The organism is Entomomonas sp. E7T21 (assembly GCF_058693955.1).
In genome coordinates this window covers 676,880-691,979 of sequence record NZ_CP191672.1, presented here as the reverse complement: position 1 = coordinate 691,979, position 15,100 = coordinate 676,880, and the positions used below count along the sequence as shown (strand labels likewise).

At 37.0% G+C, this 15,100-nt stretch carries 15 protein-coding genes; 6 read left to right on the top strand and 9 right to left on the bottom strand.

Features of this window, described 5'->3' with window-relative positions; translation table 11 throughout:
* Window position 1: 1 nt before the first annotated feature.
* From surE to cysB, 4 genes are all read right to left on the bottom strand, one after another.
* On the bottom strand, window positions 2-745 hold the full coding sequence (gene surE, locus ACQVD9_RS03360; RefSeq protein ID WP_264747460.1) for a 5'/3'-nucleotidase SurE: 744 nt from the start codon (window positions 743-745) through the stop codon (window positions 2-4).
* Window positions 733-1,782: a tRNA pseudouridine(13) synthase TruD gene (gene truD, locus ACQVD9_RS03355; RefSeq protein WP_264747459.1), complete on the bottom strand. Its 1,050-nt coding sequence runs from the start codon at window positions 1,780-1,782 to the stop codon at window positions 733-735. The genes surE and truD overlap by 13 nt, the downstream gene beginning before the upstream one ends.
* Complete coding sequence (ispF, locus tag ACQVD9_RS03350) at window positions 1,769-2,251, bottom strand: 2-C-methyl-D-erythritol 2,4-cyclodiphosphate synthase (RefSeq protein ID WP_264747458.1); 483 nt, start codon at window positions 2,249-2,251, stop codon at window positions 1,769-1,771. Before ispF ends, truD begins: the two co-directional genes overlap by 14 nt.
* Before the next feature lie 75 nt (window positions 2,252-2,326).
* Window positions 2,327-3,301: an HTH-type transcriptional regulator CysB gene (cysB, locus tag ACQVD9_RS03345; RefSeq protein WP_264747457.1), complete on the bottom strand. Its 975-nt coding sequence runs from the start codon at window positions 3,299-3,301 to the stop codon at window positions 2,327-2,329.
* 227 nt (window positions 3,302-3,528) lie between these two features.
* Here cysB and ACQVD9_RS03340 point away from each other — a divergent pair, with 227 nt between their 5' ends.
* From ACQVD9_RS03340 to ACQVD9_RS03330, 3 genes are all read left to right on the top strand, one after another.
* Window positions 3,529-4,098: a DUF4124 domain-containing protein gene (locus tag ACQVD9_RS03340; protein WP_264747456.1), complete on the top strand. Its 570-nt coding sequence runs from the start codon at window positions 3,529-3,531 to the stop codon at window positions 4,096-4,098.
* A gap of 13 nt (window positions 4,099-4,111) precedes the next feature.
* Window positions 4,112-4,924: a DUF4124 domain-containing protein gene (locus ACQVD9_RS03335; protein ID WP_264747455.1), complete on the top strand. Its 813-nt coding sequence runs from the start codon at window positions 4,112-4,114 to the stop codon at window positions 4,922-4,924.
* Between the two features lie 313 nt (window positions 4,925-5,237).
* On the top strand, window positions 5,238-6,344 hold the full coding sequence (locus ACQVD9_RS03330) for an SIMPL domain-containing protein (protein ID WP_264747454.1): 1,107 nt from the start codon (window positions 5,238-5,240) through the stop codon (window positions 6,342-6,344).
* 37 nt (window positions 6,345-6,381) lie between these two features.
* Here ACQVD9_RS03330 and ACQVD9_RS03325 read toward each other — a convergent pair whose 3' ends face one another.
* The 3 genes from ACQVD9_RS03325 to ACQVD9_RS03315 are packed head-to-tail and all read right to left on the bottom strand — an operon-like array spanning window position 6,382 to window position 8,814.
* Complete coding sequence (locus ACQVD9_RS03325; RefSeq protein ID WP_264747453.1) at window positions 6,382-7,176, bottom strand: thymidylate synthase; 795 nt, start codon at window positions 7,174-7,176, stop codon at window positions 6,382-6,384.
* Between the two features lie 8 nt (window positions 7,177-7,184).
* Window positions 7,185-8,000 carry a prolipoprotein diacylglyceryl transferase gene (gene lgt, locus ACQVD9_RS03320; protein ID WP_264747452.1) on the bottom strand — a complete coding sequence of 272 codons (816 nt, stop codon included), beginning with the start codon at window positions 7,998-8,000 and terminating at the stop codon, window positions 7,185-7,187.
* A gap of 16 nt (window positions 8,001-8,016) precedes the next feature.
* Window positions 8,017-8,814, bottom strand: a complete 798-nt coding sequence (locus ACQVD9_RS03315) for a sulfite exporter TauE/SafE family protein (RefSeq protein WP_264747451.1) — start codon at window positions 8,812-8,814, stop codon at window positions 8,017-8,019.
* A gap of 175 nt (window positions 8,815-8,989) precedes the next feature.
* Between ACQVD9_RS03315 and ACQVD9_RS03310 the strand changes: the two genes are divergently transcribed.
* Window positions 8,990-9,280 carry a DUF1161 domain-containing protein gene (locus tag ACQVD9_RS03310; RefSeq protein WP_413774179.1) on the top strand — a complete coding sequence of 97 codons (291 nt, stop codon included), beginning with the start codon at window positions 8,990-8,992 and terminating at the stop codon, window positions 9,278-9,280.
* A gap of 55 nt (window positions 9,281-9,335) precedes the next feature.
* Here ACQVD9_RS03310 and rapA read toward each other — a convergent pair whose 3' ends face one another.
* Entirely contained in the window at window positions 9,336-12,176 is a 2,841-nt protein-coding gene (gene rapA, locus ACQVD9_RS03305; protein ID WP_264747450.1) for an RNA polymerase-associated protein RapA, read from the bottom strand.
* 222 nt (window positions 12,177-12,398) lie between these two features.
* Here rapA and rimO point away from each other — a divergent pair, with 222 nt between their 5' ends.
* Together rimO and tsaA are read left to right on the top strand one after the other, a co-directional pair.
* Window positions 12,399-13,721, top strand: coding sequence for a 30S ribosomal protein S12 methylthiotransferase RimO (gene rimO, locus ACQVD9_RS03300; protein WP_264747449.1), 1,323 nt, complete (start codon window positions 12,399-12,401; stop codon window positions 13,719-13,721).
* A 16-nt stretch (window positions 13,722-13,737) separates the two neighbouring features.
* Window positions 13,738-14,436 (top strand): tRNA (N6-threonylcarbamoyladenosine(37)-N6)-methyltransferase TrmO, encoded by a 699-nt coding sequence (tsaA, locus tag ACQVD9_RS03295; RefSeq protein WP_264747448.1) that lies wholly within the window; start codon window positions 13,738-13,740, stop codon window positions 14,434-14,436.
* On the opposite strand, the gene ACQVD9_RS03290 is transcribed toward tsaA, so the two are convergent.
* Window positions 14,407-15,000: a DUF4303 domain-containing protein gene (locus ACQVD9_RS03290; protein WP_264747447.1), complete on the bottom strand. Its 594-nt coding sequence runs from the start codon at window positions 14,998-15,000 to the stop codon at window positions 14,407-14,409. The genes tsaA and ACQVD9_RS03290 overlap by 30 nt on opposite strands.
* Window positions 15,001-15,100 lie beyond the last annotated feature (100 nt).

Here is a 15,100-nt window from a genome sequence, read left to right as displayed (position 1 = left end):
TTTATACTTTCCCCACCGCATGTAAAGAATCTAAAGCCAACCTACAACTACGATCAATTGTTAAAGGAGTTACAGAAACATATCCCTCTGCAATTGCATGAAAATCTGTTCCTTCACCACCATCTACTATATCACCAGTCAAAGAGATCCAATAACCAACTTTACCTCTGGGATTTACTGTTTTCTCTGGCGGTAAAGAATGGCTACGATACCCTAATCTAGTTAATTTAATCCCCTTTACCTGATCTAAAGGTAAATTTGGAATATTAACATTGAGTATTGTATGATTTGGCAGATCAAGTTTAGCATAATTCTCTACTAACTTTCTGGCAAAATGTGCAGCGGTTGGTAAGTTTGTTATTTCTCTAGAAACTAATGAAAAAGCAAACGAAGGGGCTTGCGTAAAACGCCCTTCAGTAGCCGCTGCTACTGTCCCAGAATACAGTACATCATCACCTAAATTAGCACCCAAATTAATACCTGACACCACTAGCTCAGGCTTATGTTCAAGAAAACCATTCATTGCCATATGTACACAATCAGCAGGTGTTCCATCTAAACCAATAAAACCATTCTCTAAATAATGTGGGTATAATGGACGATCAAGCGTCAGAGAATTACTTGTGCCACTCATATCTCTCGTGGGGGCTAATACTTGACATTGACCATAATCAGCCAATGCGTCATAAAGTGCTTTAATACCAGGTGCAGAAACACCATCATCATTAGAAACTAATATGTACATTTATCTTCCGTTGCTTTAAGTGACACTATTTCTCTTACTACTGAGGTAGCAAAACAGCCTGTTGGTAATACAAAATTTAATTGTAAAATAGTAGGTTCTACAAAGTGCCATGTTAAATCGTTAACAGGTAATCTCAACACCCGCCTTTCTTGGCGCATATTGGCGGATTGTAACCAAGTTGTTAATTGCTGATATTCAGCTAATATTGTTTGCTCTTGTTGTAGTGCCTGCGCTGTAGTAGCTAACTCACCCTCTCCCCAAAGAGGAGCGGTAGGATGAATATCTAACTCAGCCAATCTAGTATCATTTGCAGCCAGTTGTTCGGCAGGAAAGAAACTACGACTATCTGTAAAGGACAATACATCACCTTTAATTAAGTTATTCCAAGTACCCATACTCACTCTTCTGGCTAGCACTTTGTTAAATAAATAACTTCTAGCACTGGATAATAATCTAGAACGTATATTACGTTGCTCAGGATAAGCTTGTTGATTTGCCCACTCTATAGCTTGCTCAACATTACTCCCATCAAAACCAAAGCGTTGCAAACCATAATAGTTAGGCACACCTTGTTTAGCTATTAACTGCAAGCGCTCTACTAATAGCTTTTGATCCGCTTCAAGCTGAGTCAAACGGATAATAAAGCCATTAGCCGAATGAGTACCTCGTTGCAACTTTCGTTGATGACGTATTTGTTTAACAATATGTAACTGGTCACTTTCTAATGTGGTTAAATCAGGATCCATTTTACCTGGCAAATGAATACTAAACCATTGCCTAGTCAACGCTAGCTTATCTTTTAGGCCTGCATAACTCACTTGCCTTAATGGTACTTGAATAGCTCTAGCTATCCGTTTAGCCACCTCTTCAGTATTTAGATAGCGTTTTTCAACCCATAACCAAAGGTGCTCACCCTCACCGGTTAAAGGAATATCTAATACTTCATCCACCTGAAAATCTTCAGCTATTGCTTTTAACTGAGCCTCTCCGCAAGCCTCGCCCCAAGCGGTAGGGCCTAATAATTCAAGTTCTGTCATAAGGCGCTAATAATACCACAGCATGTACTGCAATACCTTCTTCTCGACCAGTAAAACCAAGCTTTTCTGTAGTGGTTGCTTTAATATTAACTTGCTCAAGTTTTACTTGCATATCTTTGGTTAATAATTCACGCATCTGTTCAATATAGGGAGCCATTTTAGGCGCTTGCGCAATAATAGTGGCATCCATATTAGCTAATTGCCATCCTTGCTTATTAACTAATGCAATAACATGACGTAATAGTTGTCTACTATCAATTCCTTTATATTGAGGATCTGTATCAGGGAAATGGCGACCTATATCACCTAAAGCACAGGCTCCTAATAGCGCATCACAAAGTGCATGGATTAGCACATCGCCATCTGAATGGGCTATTAAACCTTTATGGAAAGGAATTTGTATTCCACCTAAAGTTACAAAGTTGCCATCGCCAAAACGATGTACATCATAACCATGACCTATACGCATATAAAACTCTATTAGCTAAAAAAGAAAATCCATTATAAAGCATTCTCAACTTTATAATGGCTTTTAAAATATTTTTTAATGTACAGGTAATTTTATAGTCTTAAATATAGCATCAAACTCAGGCTTACCCTGTAGCTCAATGGCTTCATTAATCAGTTTTTTAGTTAAATGTGGGGCAAAGCTTTCAATAAACTCATACATAAAGCCACGTAAAAAACTACCTTTACGGAAAGCAATACGTGTAATGCTCGATTCAAATAAATCGCCCGTATCAATTTTTACTAAATCAGTATCAGTACGCTCATCAAACGCCATATTGGCAATAATACCAACCCCCATACCTAACCTAACATAAGTTTTGATAACGTCGGCATCCGCTGCCGTAAAGATTATTTTAGGCTCTAATCCTTTGGCATGAAATGCAGCATCTAGCTTAGAACGTCCTGTAAAACCGTGTACATAAGTCACTAATGGTTGTTCTGCTAAAGCCTCTAATGAAATTTCTTTTAAAGTACTTAAAGGATGTGATTTAGGCACGATAACGCAACGATTCCAGCGATAACAAGGCATCATCACTAAATCAGAAAACTCTTCCATCCCCTCAGTAGCTATTGAAAAATCTGCTGTACCATCTGCCGCCATTTTGGCAATTTGGATAGGAGTACCTTGATGCATATGCAATGATACATCAGGATAACGGGTAATAAATTCACTAATGATTTTAGGTAAAGCATAACGTGCTTGAGTATGGGTAGTAGCAATGGTTAACGAGCCACTTTTTTCACTTGAAAACTCCTGTGCAATACGCTTGATGCCTTCTGCTTTGCGCAGTATTTCTACCGCTGCTTCAATAATTCTTTCGCCTGCTGGGGTTACTTGAGTTAAATGTTTACCACTACGGGAAAAAATCTCTACACCTAACTCATCTTCTAATAAGCGTATTTGCTTACTTATACCAGGCTGAGAGGTGTACAAGCTTTGAGCGGTTGCCGAGACATTTAAATCATGGCGAACCACTTCCCAAATATAACGTAATTGCTGTAACTTCATAAAGACCCCTTCACCTAAACAATATACCCAACTCGATCTATTTGATTACAATTTATTTGATGATGAAATTATAAACCGTTAACCTGTAATTAACTAAAAGTTTTATTATAAATAGACATGTATCACGATATAACTATATCACCTGCTTCAAATTGCTTTATAATAAGCTAATTATAATAGCTATGCAGCGAAACTTGCTTAATATAGCTAAAGATTAGGAGATCGCAATGCGCAAGATTCTATTTCCCTTATTGCTAATAGTATTACCTGTAGCTGCACAGCCTGTTTACAGTTACAAAGACAGTGATGGAAACACAGTATATACCAATGAACAACCCCCTGCTAATGTAAACGCAGAACAAGTTAAGTTGCCTAAAATTCAGACCGTCCCTAGTCAGAATTCATCGACTAATGGCCAAGACCCTGGATTCAAAATTAATGACTCAAAACCTACTATCACCAAAGTAGGTATTACTGGCATACCAGATGAAGAAGCATTAAGAGCTAATAATGGAACATTTACTGTTTCAATAGTGCTTGATACATCCGCTCGCTTTTTACCATCATCTTATCAATATCAACTATTATTAGATGGTAAACCTTATGGCGCTGCACAAGCTAGTAATAGCTTTACACTTACCAATATCGATCGTGGTGAACATACCATACAAGGACAGATTCTTAATAATGGGGTGGTTATTGCTAGTAGTGATCCTCAATCATTTACTACTCAACGTGTTTCAAAACAACTACCGGCTAAGAATAGACCGAACAAACCCCAACCTAGAGCAAACTAATTTATAGAATACAATGAAAAAATTATCCTTTATCGCATTGTTACTCACTTGTGTTTCTTTAAACGCACAAGTTTATTCTTATGTAGACAGTAACGGAAATACTATTTATACAGATAATCCTCCTGAAAATCAGGAAACACGTGATCTTGATATTAAAATCACCCCCTCCGTTAATAAGACAGAGAAAACTTTAGATGAATCAGATTTAAAAACTGTTCGTCTTTCTCCAACCACACCCATAAATATCCCAAATGCTAGTAATGGTGATAGTAATGCTCCATTTAAGATTATATCTATAAACTATCAATCACTTACTATCATTACACCCAAACATGAAGCTACTATCATTAATTCAGATGGACAATTGATGGTAACAATTGAAAGCTCTCCAAAACTTTCATCAGATCATAAATATCGTATTGTTATTGATGGTAAAACTGTAAGTGAATCTACATCACCTACTTTTTCAATTAATAATTTAGAGCGTGGAGAACATAAGTTAATAGCTGAGATCATTGACTCTAATAAAAGTGTAGTTAAGAAATCAAAAGAACAAGTTTTTTATATTAGACAAACTACATTAGCGGATAAGCGCCGTGTTCGCCCATGTAAATTTAAAGACTATGGTGTAAGACCTGAATGTCCATTAAAAGACAGACCAAAGCCTGACCCAAGAATATTAAGAAAAATAACTGATAAATTAGGGATAACAAAGCCTTGTGACTTACCTGATTATGGCGTAAGAAAAGATTGCCCTATTGAACTAAAACCTCAAAAGCCTGAAACTAAAGATATTATTGTTGAACCAAAAAAAATGCTGATATAAAAAAATAATTCTCTAAAAGCCATGTAAAAACATGGCTTTTTTAATTGGTATTGTTTTTCAAACAAACTATAAAAAGCCATTCAACAAGTAGATGTAAAATAACCAAAATCATTTACCATAGCAATGCATTACTTTAAGGAAACTTTTCATTCTATAAGCCTGTAGAGCTTAATTGTTAGAGTAAAACTTTGAATCACCTTTAAGGCTTAATTATATTTACTTACATACCCATGGGATTTACCTATCACACCGATAGCAAATCCCATGCTAGACTAATGACAATAAATAGTCTCTCTAATCAACGGAGTATCTCATGAAAAAACAATTATTGGCGGTCTCTTTAGGATTGGCTGTACTAGCTACTCCTTATTCTTTTGCTCAACAATATGTTGATAACTCTTTTATTGAGCTAAATAAATTAAAATATGGAATGGATCTTGTTGCAGTAGGTAGTATTAATGTTAATGTTTCCGAAAAACTTACTTTAAAACCAGATACAGCTGAATTTTCTATTAAATACACTACAGAAGGCACTACCCCTAGCGAAGCCTCTGATCGCAATACCACCAATATGAAAGCATTTACTAGCTATCTACAGCAATTAGGTGTTAAACAGCAAGACTTAACCACTATTAGCTATAAAAACTATGAACAAACTTCACCAAAACCATTAACTAAAACAGATGCACAACAATATCAAACTTTATTAACTGTTAATGTTACTATCCCTAGTAATAAATTTTATGATGTTGTGAAAGTACTAGAGCAACAAGGCATTAGCAATCTTGATAAAGTTAAGGATACTGATAATGTATATAGTTTTGTAATCAGTGAAATAGCAAATAGCTATGACACAACCAAGCAACAGGCTGAGAAAAAATATCAAACCATTGCTGGACAATTGAAAACCAAAGATATTACCCAATTAGCCATCGAAAAATACAATAATAAAGAAGCCGATCAACCCACTAAAGAAGTTAAAACTTACTATGTAGAAAATACCATAAAGATCCGCGCTTATAAGTTTGATGATTTAGGCAAAATTATTGCTAAAGCCCAAGAGCTTAAAATGAATGTTAACAACGATTTTCGTTACAGTGTTTCGGATGAAACGAAAAATAAAGCCATTGCAGAGCTTGAAAGCAAACTATTAACCAAACTACAAGATAAGGCTAAACGCTCATTAAGTAGTGGTGATTACCAACTTGGTGCCCCGCAAAATTTAAATATTTCTAATAGTGATGGTGGTGGTATTTATCCTAGAAACTACTATGCTGAAAGTGATGCTATGATTAATACCATGAACATGAAATCTGCTGCTGGTGCACAGGTTGATATTCAACCCCCTTCAGAATTTGAAATTATGGTCAATATGAACGGTAATTTTGATATTCTAAAGAAAGCTTATAAAGCAAACTAATAAAAAAGGCGTTTTTAAAACGCCTTTTTTTATGCTATTAAACAGCAACTGGGGCTTTAATATGAGGATGTGCTTGATAATTTTGTAATTCAAAATCTTCAAATGTAAAGCCAAAAATATCCTTTACTTCAGGATTTATTTTCATCGTAGGTAATGGATAAGGCTCACGGGTTAACTGTAGATCAGTTTGTTCCAAGTGGTTGCTGTATAAATGGCTATCACCACCTGTCCAGATAAAATCACCTAGTCCTAAACCACACACCTGTGCAACCATCATTGTTAATAATGCGTAACTGGCAATATTAAAAGGCACCCCTAAGAAAATATCCGCTGAACGTTGGTAAAGCTGACATGATAATTTACCATCTGCCACATAGAATTGGAATAAGGCATGACACGGTGGCAGAGCCATTTCATCCACCAATGCTGGATTCCATGCAGACACAATTAAGCGACGTGAATCTGGATTTTTATTAATCATCTCAATCAATTTACTGATTTGATCAATATGCTCACCATTAGGAGCAGGCCATGAGCGCCACTGATAACCATATACTGGCCCTAAATTGCCCTTTTCGTCCGCCCACTCATCCCAAATACTGACACCATTTTCTTTAAGATAGCGGATATTGGTATCACCTTTTAAAAACCATAATAACTCATGGATAATCGATTTTAAGTGACACTTTTTAGTGGTTACTAGTGGAAAGCCATCTGCTAAATTAAAGCGCATTTGATAACCAAAAACACTATAAGTACCTGTCCCCGTACGATCTTCTTTAAACACTCCGTTATCACGAACATGGCGCATTAAATCAAGATATTGTTTCATGATTAACCTTAAACGTTAGCACTAATAGTAGATGGTTTATTACGATAGCCAAGCACCAATAATAATAAACCGATAGCAATCATTGGCAAGCAGAGAATTTGTCCCATCGTTAACCAATCGAAAGCTATATAACCTAGTTGAGAGTCTGGTAATCTTACAAACTCTACTACAAAACGGAATACACCATACCAGAATAAAAACATGCCTGATACAGCCATAGATGGACGAGGTTTTCTAGAGTAAATCCAAACAATTAAGAAGAGTACTAACCCTTCTAAAAAGCACTGATATAACTGTGAAGGATAGCGTACCAATTGTGATGGATCTTGCGGGAAAATCATACCTAACCATTCATTTTCAGCGCCTGTTGGCTTACCCCATAACTCGCCATTAATAAAGTTACCGATTCGCCCTAGACCTAATCCGATAGGTGCTAATGGTGCAACAAAATCTGCTATTGAAAAGAATGATCTACCACGCCTTTTGGTAAATACCCAAATAGCAACAATTACCCCCATCATGCCACCATGGAATGACATGCCACCTTGCCATACCTTAAATATTCTTGCTGGTTCAGCTAAATAAACGGAGAAATCATAAAACAGTACATAACCTATTCGTCCACCTAGAATAACCCCTAGCGCGCAATAAAACACCAAATCAGATAAGTCATCTTTGGTTAATGTAGGTTGAATACGATATAAACGACTACGTCCTAGAAACCAAGCAATCGCAATCCCAAAAATATACATTAGCCCATACCAATGAATATCAACAGGACCAATACTTAATGCTATTGGATCAATAGCAGGATATTTCAACATAAAACTCTCTTAATAATTACAATTGAGTGAAAAAACTACAACCTACAATAAATAGGAAAATAGCAAACATTCTACGTAATAAAGTAGCAGATAAACGATACGCTAGTTTAGCACCAAGTCGTGAAAATACCATACTTGTAACTGTAATACCAATCAAAGCTGGTAAGTAAATATATCCTAAGCTCCAGCTTGGTAATCCCTCGACGCCCCAACCAAACCACATATAAGATAATGCACCACTGATAGCAATTGGAATACCACAAGCCGCTGAAACAGCAACCGCGCGCTGCATTGGTACACTACAAAATGCTAAAAACGGCACGGTTAATGAACCACCACCAATACCAAAAATAGCAGAAGCCCATCCTATAATACTGCCTATTATGGTTAAGCCAGGTGCTTTAGGTAATGATTTGGAAGCTTTTGGTTTTAAATTAAAACCAAGCTGAATAGCCATACAAATAACGAAACAACCAATAATAATTTTTAAAGTAACACCCTGTAATAAACTGGCTGTAAAACCACCCAAAATACTACCAAAGATAATACCTAAAGCTAACCATTTTACTAATTGCCAATCTACATTGCCTTTACTATGGTGGGCTTGAGCAGAACTAATAGAAGTAAAAATAATGGTAGCTAACGAAGTGCCAATGGCTAAATGAGTTGCAACGTTATCGGATATGCCTAACGCATGAAAACTAAAGATCAGCACAGGAACAATAATTAATCCACCCCCAACACCAAACAGACCTGCCAGCACCCCAGCACCCGCCCCTAAAGCAAGATAAGCGAGCAAAATAGATATTGTCATAGCGTAATTTCCTACTGTTATCTACTATTAATAAATTTCAATGATACCTTAATGTAATACTATTGATTGAACAGCCTGTTATGATAAAGTTCAGAAAAAGTATTTTATTTTCTAAGAAAAGAACATAATTATATTATGTTTATACTAATCAATGAGACTTTTCAGGGAGCCTATCATGAAAAAATTATTAATATTATGCTGTACCCTACTTATTTCTACCACAGCTTTTGCAACTAACTGCGAAACTGTTAAAGAACAAATAGCTGAAAAAATTAAAGCCAATGGTGTTGCTGAATTTACTTTAGACGCAGTAGAAAAAGGTACTGCTGCTGATGGTAAAGTAGTAGGCGTTTGTGGTGGTGGCACTAAAGATATTGTTTATAAGCGTGGTCATGCACAAACTACAGAACAAACAACTGACAACTCAGTTACAGAAGAAGATCATAACCAATCTACAGCTGAATAAGCCTGTTGTTGTTTGGTAAGAAAAAAGGGTAGTTTAAACTACCCTTTTTTTATAGCTATCCTGCTACTAACACTCTAATAGCATCTAGTCTTAAAGTCGCTTTATTGAGATATTCTAAGCCTATCTTTTTATAGTCTTGTAATATTTCTAGCTCACTATCACGCACGTTTGGATTAACCTTTTTCAAGGCTGTTAATCTGGTTAACTCTTCCTCAATATCTGTCGTAAAACGTTGTTTTGCTTCTGCTACTCGCTCATTATAAATAGCCTGCATTTTTTGCTCAGCTATAGCAATTTGCTTTTCCAACTCAGCACGTTGTGCTTTAACAAATTTAATAGCACTACCACGAGGTACTTTTTCAAGTTGTTTATTTAAGGTAGAGAATGAAACTTTATCTGCTAAATCATTACCCCTAGGATCCAATAAACAACGTAGTGCTACTTTTGGTAAGTAACGAACTAGCTGTAACGCTTTTGGCGCTACTACTTCTGTTACAAAAACAAACTCTACTAATACCGTGCCTGTTTTTAATGCTTTATTACCAATGACAGCAACAGCTGTATTACCCATTGAGCCAGACAGTACTAAATCCATTCCACCCTGCATCATAGGATGTTCCCAAGTAATAAACTGCATATCTTCACGGGATAAAGCTAATGATCGATCATAGGTGATGGTTACCCCTTCTTCATCACCTAATGGAAAACCAGCATCTAGCATTTTTTCACCAGGGCGTAGAATTAAGGCATTATCAGAGTGATCTTCAACATCTATTCCAAATGCATCAAATAACTTCTCTGCATACATAGGTAAGTTATATAGATCATCTTGATCTAAGATAGCTTCAACAAGGCTATCTCCTTCACCCTCACCACCTGAGTTTAATTCTAATAAACGATCACGGCCTTTTTGCATTTCTTCTTCTAGCTGTAGACGGAGCTGTTTAGCCTCCTCTAACAGTTTAGACCAAGCTTTCTCGTCCGTACCCTCTAATTGTTCACGCAGATGCTTTCTAAACTGTGTTTGCAAATTACTACCTGCAGGGCAGGTATTTACAAAAGCATTCAGAGCAAGATCATACCATTCAAATAATCGTTGCTGAGCAGTACCTTCAATAAAAGGCACATGAATTTGAACATCATTTTGCTGACCAATACGATCCAAACGACCAATACGTTGTTCCAATAAGTCAGGATGTGGTGGAAGATCAAACAATACTAGATGATGAGCAAATTGGAAGTTACGCCCCTCACTACCGATTTCCGAGCACACTAATACTTGCGAACCCTCTTCATCGCTAAAGTAAGCAGCGGCACGATCACGCTCAATAATAGTCATACCTTCATGGAAAACAGCAGCTGGAATACCTTCTTTAATTCGTAGAGCTTCTTCCAAATCAATCACTGTTTCTGCATGGGCACAAATAACAAGCACTTTAGTACGTTTAAGCATTTTCAACGTAGAAATTAACCAATCTACCCTTGGATCAAAATGCCACCAACGCTCACTATCAGTCTCTAATTGATGATCAATATACTCTATTTCAGGGGTAAGTATAGGGCGCTCATCACGAGGTATCTGTAAATACTGCTCAGGATTAGGTAATGGATAATGATGTAATTCACGAATTGGGAAACCTTGTACAGCAGCCCTTGTGTTACGGAATAATAAACGCCCTGTGCCATGTCTATCTAATAACTCTCTTACCAATCTTGCACAGGCTTCTTCTTCACCTTTTACTGCTGCATCTAACACAGATTTCTCTGCATCTTTTCCTAAAAAGCTTTCAATGACTTTACGGCCCTCTTTAGATAGTTTTTGCTTATCTAGCAAGTCTTGCACAGCCTCTGCCACAGGCTGATAATGCTTACTCTCCTCACGGAAGGCTTCTAAACTATGAAAACGATTAGGATCAAGCAGTCTTAATCGAGCAAAATGACTATCTACACCTAATTGCTCAGGCGTTGCTGTTAACAATAATATGCTTGGCGTTACCTCTGCAATTTGCTCAACTAACGCATATTCAGGGCTTACATAATCAGGCACCCAAACCAAATGGTGCGCCTCATCGACTACCAACATATCCCAACCAGCAGCGAATAACGCATCCTGTACACGTTCATCACTGACTAACCAGTCTAAAGCTACTAACACTAACTGACTATCTTCAAAAGGATTACTACTATCCCCTTGAGCAAAACGTTCAGCATCAAATAAGGTTACTTCTAAATTGAAACGACGACGCATTTCAACTAGCCATTGATGTTGTAGGTTCTCAGGAACAACAATTAATACTCGGCTTGCTCTACCAGACAATACTTGGCGATGAATAATAAGACCTGCTTCAATGGTTTTACCTAAACCCACCTCATCAGCTAATAACACACGAGGTGCTATTCGATCAGCCACTTCTCGAGCTATATGCATTTGATGGGCAATGGGCTGCACTCTAGCGCCAGCTAACCCTAATAGTTTTGATTGTTGTAAATTACTGGCATGCTCTAATGTTTGATAACGCAATGTAAACCAAGATAAAGAATCAATTTGCCCCGCGAATAAACGATCTGCTGCAGAGCGAAATTGAATAAAATTAGATAATTGCGTTTCAGAAATAGTGCGTTTTTTATTATGTTCATCTATCCCCATGTACACAAGTAAACCTTCAATCTCCATTACTTCATCGACTACGATTTGCCAACCATCTATATGAGTAATTTTATCGCCAATGGTATATTGCACTCTTGTTAATGAAGCATTATTAATTGCATATTGCCTTGTTTCACCAGTAGCAGGGAATAAAATAGTTAGTAAACGTCCTTCTTGTGAAATGATAGTTCCTAACCCAAGCTCAGCCTCGCTGTCACTAATCCAACGCTGCCCTGGTAGATATTGCATAATAAAACCTCTTAACTAAAAAAATTTCGGCATATTTTAAATGATTCAGCAACGTTTGTTACAAATAATAATAATATATTTGCTGAATATTTAATTACTAGGACAATAATGTTGGTATTTTTACTGCATTTATGACTGAGTATAGCTATTTCGCTAGTTTTTCTATCTTATCCCTATTAAAATTCGCCAATTATATTAAGTATTTTTCCTGTTGAGGTTTGCATGTCCCATTCTTCCACCCCTAAAGTAGGTTTTGTAAGCCTAGGGTGTCCTAAAGCCACAGTTGATTCAGAACGTATTTTGACGCAATTGCGGATGGAGGGTTATCAAATTGTACCTTCTTATGATGAAGCTGATGTCGTTGTAGTTAATACCTGTGGCTTTATTGATAGTGCTAAAGCTGAGTCACTGGATGCTATTGGTGAAGCATTAGCAGAAAATGGTCGAGTTATTGTGACGGGCTGTATGGGTGTAACCGAAGGAGCGATTCGTGATGTTCATCCCAATGTATTAGCTGTTACAGGTCCACAACAATATGAGCAAGTGGTACAAGCAGTGCATGAGGTAGTCCCTCCCAAAAAAGATCATAATCCCCATATTGATCTGGTACCGCCACAAGGTGTTAAATTAACACCTCGCCATTACGCTTATTTAAAAATATCAGAAGGCTGTAACCATACTTGCAGCTTCTGTATTATTCCAGATCTGCGTGGTAAATTAGTCAGCCGTCCTGTTAATGAAGTGCTTGAAGAAGCAGAGCGACTCGTAAAAGCCGGGGTTAAAGAACTATTAGTTATCTCACAAGATACCAGTGCTTATGGCGTAGACTTAAAGTACAAAACAGCATTCTGGAATGGTCAACCTGTTAAAACTAAAATGGTAGACCTCTGTGAGGCCTTAAGCCAACTTGGTGCATGGGTAAGATTACATTATGTCTATCCATACCCTAACGTAGATGATGTGATTCCATTAATGGTAGCAGGCAAAATCTTACCTTATTTGGATATTCCTTTCCAACATGCTAGCCCTAAAGTTCTGAAAGCAATGAAACGCCCTGCTTTTGAAGATAAAACCTTAGCCCGTATTAAAAAATGGCGCGAGCAGTGCCCAGAGTTAATTATTCGCTCTACTTTTATTGTTGGTTTCCCTGGTGAGACAGAAGAAGATTTCCAATACCTATTGGATTGGTTAACTGAGGCACAATTAGATCGCGTAGGCTGCTTCCAATATTCAGCGGTTGATGGGGCACCAGCCAATGAGTTAGCTGATCATGTGCCAGAAGAAGTTAAGCAACAACGTTGGGAACGCTTTATGGCTCACCAACAAGCTATTTCAGCCGCTCGCTTACAACAACGTGTTGGTCAAGAAATGTTAGTTATTGTAGATGAAATAGATGAGCAAGGCACTGTAGCTCGCTCAGTGGCTGATGCACCAGATATTGATGGCCTCGTTTATATTGATACTGACCAATTACAAGCAGGTGATATCGTTAAGGTTCGTATTACTGATGCTGATGAATATGATCTGTGGGCTGAGTTGACTTGATCAAAAGAGGAATAGCATGTACCAGCTAGAACCTATCGGCTATATACATTCTTGTTTTAAAGAGAAATTTACTATTCCTCGACAACCTCTTTTAGCACCAGCAGCAACAGGTGTTATTGAATTATTAGCCCCTTATAACCAAAGTGAAGCATTAGCAGGCTTAGAACAAATCAGTCATCTGTGGTTATTATTTATCTTTCACCAAACTATGCAAGATAAGCCACGATTAAAAGTGCGCCCTCCCCGTTTAGGTGGTAATAAGTCATTAGGGGTTTTCGCCACACGTTCTACTTTCCGCCCCAACAATATAGGCCAGTCTGTTGTTAAATTAGAAAAAATAGTTGATAACCAGCTTTTTATCTCAGGTATTGATTTACTTGATGGCACACCTATTATAGATATTAAGCCCTATGTACCTTATGCTGATATAGTGACTGAAGCAACAAATAATATAGCTCCTAAACCACCAAAAACTATTCAAGTTATTTGGACAACACAAGCACTAAAACAAGCAAAACAACATGAAGAACGCCTACAAAAACCTTTACAAACTCTAATTGAGCAATGCCTCAGCCAAGACCCAAAGCCTGCTTACCAACAACCAGAGCCAACCAGAGAGTACGGCACCCTATTTTGGGATGTGAATGTAAAATGGCATTATCCTGACCTTAATACTATTGAAGTACTAGTAGTCAGCCACCAACTCACTAATTAATCGATACGTCAAACCTTGTGGGTCATGTGGTTCGAAACGCCTTAAAAAAGCATCATGAACATAAGGAGGATTTAATAATTTAGACGTTCTTTCCGCCAAATCAAACATATTACTATCTTCAGAATCAACAAAAACAGCCATCTTTTCACGAAGAATACCAATTCCAAACAAACCTTGGTTATTACATGTTTGTAAAGCTTCCAGAATAATTTTAAAATATTCGTCATGCCAGATATTCATAATAGGTTTAGCTAGATTACTTTGCTTAACAAAATTACTTAATTTTTCCCTGTATTCCTTTAAAGCAATATCTGTATAATCCCACTCACTGGAAAACCATAGATAATCTGTTACATCCTCAATACTTCTTAATTTAACGGTAAACTTTTTAGTTACACCATCTAACGTATTAGCCGCACAATAAAAAGATCTACCATCTTTATTTAAATGTAACGCAAAACCGTATAAGCGCTCATCACTTATTAATCCTTGAATATGCTGAAAACCTTCGGTAATTGTTTCAACAATTAAATCATGTAACTGTTGTTGTAACTGTGAATCCATTAACGTAAATACTCTCAACTATTTATTGATCAGTTTTCAATAAATATCTAATTAACTTAACTCAATTCAAATTTGATTGTTTAACATGACAGATGTAATT

Coding starts and splice junctions, on each gene's coding strand:
- surE (WP_264747460.1), bottom strand. CDS start 745: ATGTACATATTAGTTTCTAATGATGATGGTGTTTCTGCACCTGGTATT.
- truD (WP_264747459.1), bottom strand. CDS start 1,782: ATGACAGAACTTGAATTATTAGGCCCTACCGCTTGGGGCGAGGCTTGC.
- ispF (WP_264747458.1), bottom strand. CDS start 2,251: ATGCGTATAGGTCATGGTTATGATGTACATCGTTTTGGCGATGGCAAC.
- cysB (WP_264747457.1), bottom strand. CDS start 3,301: ATGAAGTTACAGCAATTACGTTATATTTGGGAAGTGGTTCGCCATGAT.
- ACQVD9_RS03340 (WP_264747456.1), top strand. CDS start 3,529: ATGCGCAAGATTCTATTTCCCTTATTGCTAATAGTATTACCTGTAGCT.
- ACQVD9_RS03335 (WP_264747455.1), top strand. CDS start 4,112: ATGAAAAAATTATCCTTTATCGCATTGTTACTCACTTGTGTTTCTTTA.
- ACQVD9_RS03330 (WP_264747454.1), top strand. CDS start 5,238: ATGAAAAAACAATTATTGGCGGTCTCTTTAGGATTGGCTGTACTAGCT.
- ACQVD9_RS03325 (WP_264747453.1), bottom strand. CDS start 7,176: ATGAAACAATATCTTGATTTAATGCGCCATGTTCGTGATAACGGAGTG.
- lgt (WP_264747452.1), bottom strand. CDS start 8,000: ATGTTGAAATATCCTGCTATTGATCCAATAGCATTAAGTATTGGTCCT.
- ACQVD9_RS03315 (WP_264747451.1), bottom strand. CDS start 8,814: ATGACAATATCTATTTTGCTCGCTTATCTTGCTTTAGGGGCGGGTGCT.
- ACQVD9_RS03310 (WP_413774179.1), top strand. CDS start 8,990: ATGAAAAAATTATTAATATTATGCTGTACCCTACTTATTTCTACCACA.
- rapA (WP_264747450.1), bottom strand. CDS start 12,176: ATGCAATATCTACCAGGGCAGCGTTGGATTAGTGACAGCGAGGCTGAG.
- rimO (WP_264747449.1), top strand. CDS start 12,399: ATGTCCCATTCTTCCACCCCTAAAGTAGGTTTTGTAAGCCTAGGGTGT.
- tsaA (WP_264747448.1), top strand. CDS start 13,738: ATGTACCAGCTAGAACCTATCGGCTATATACATTCTTGTTTTAAAGAG.
- ACQVD9_RS03290 (WP_264747447.1), bottom strand. CDS start 15,000: ATGGATTCACAGTTACAACAACAGTTACATGATTTAATTGTTGAAACA.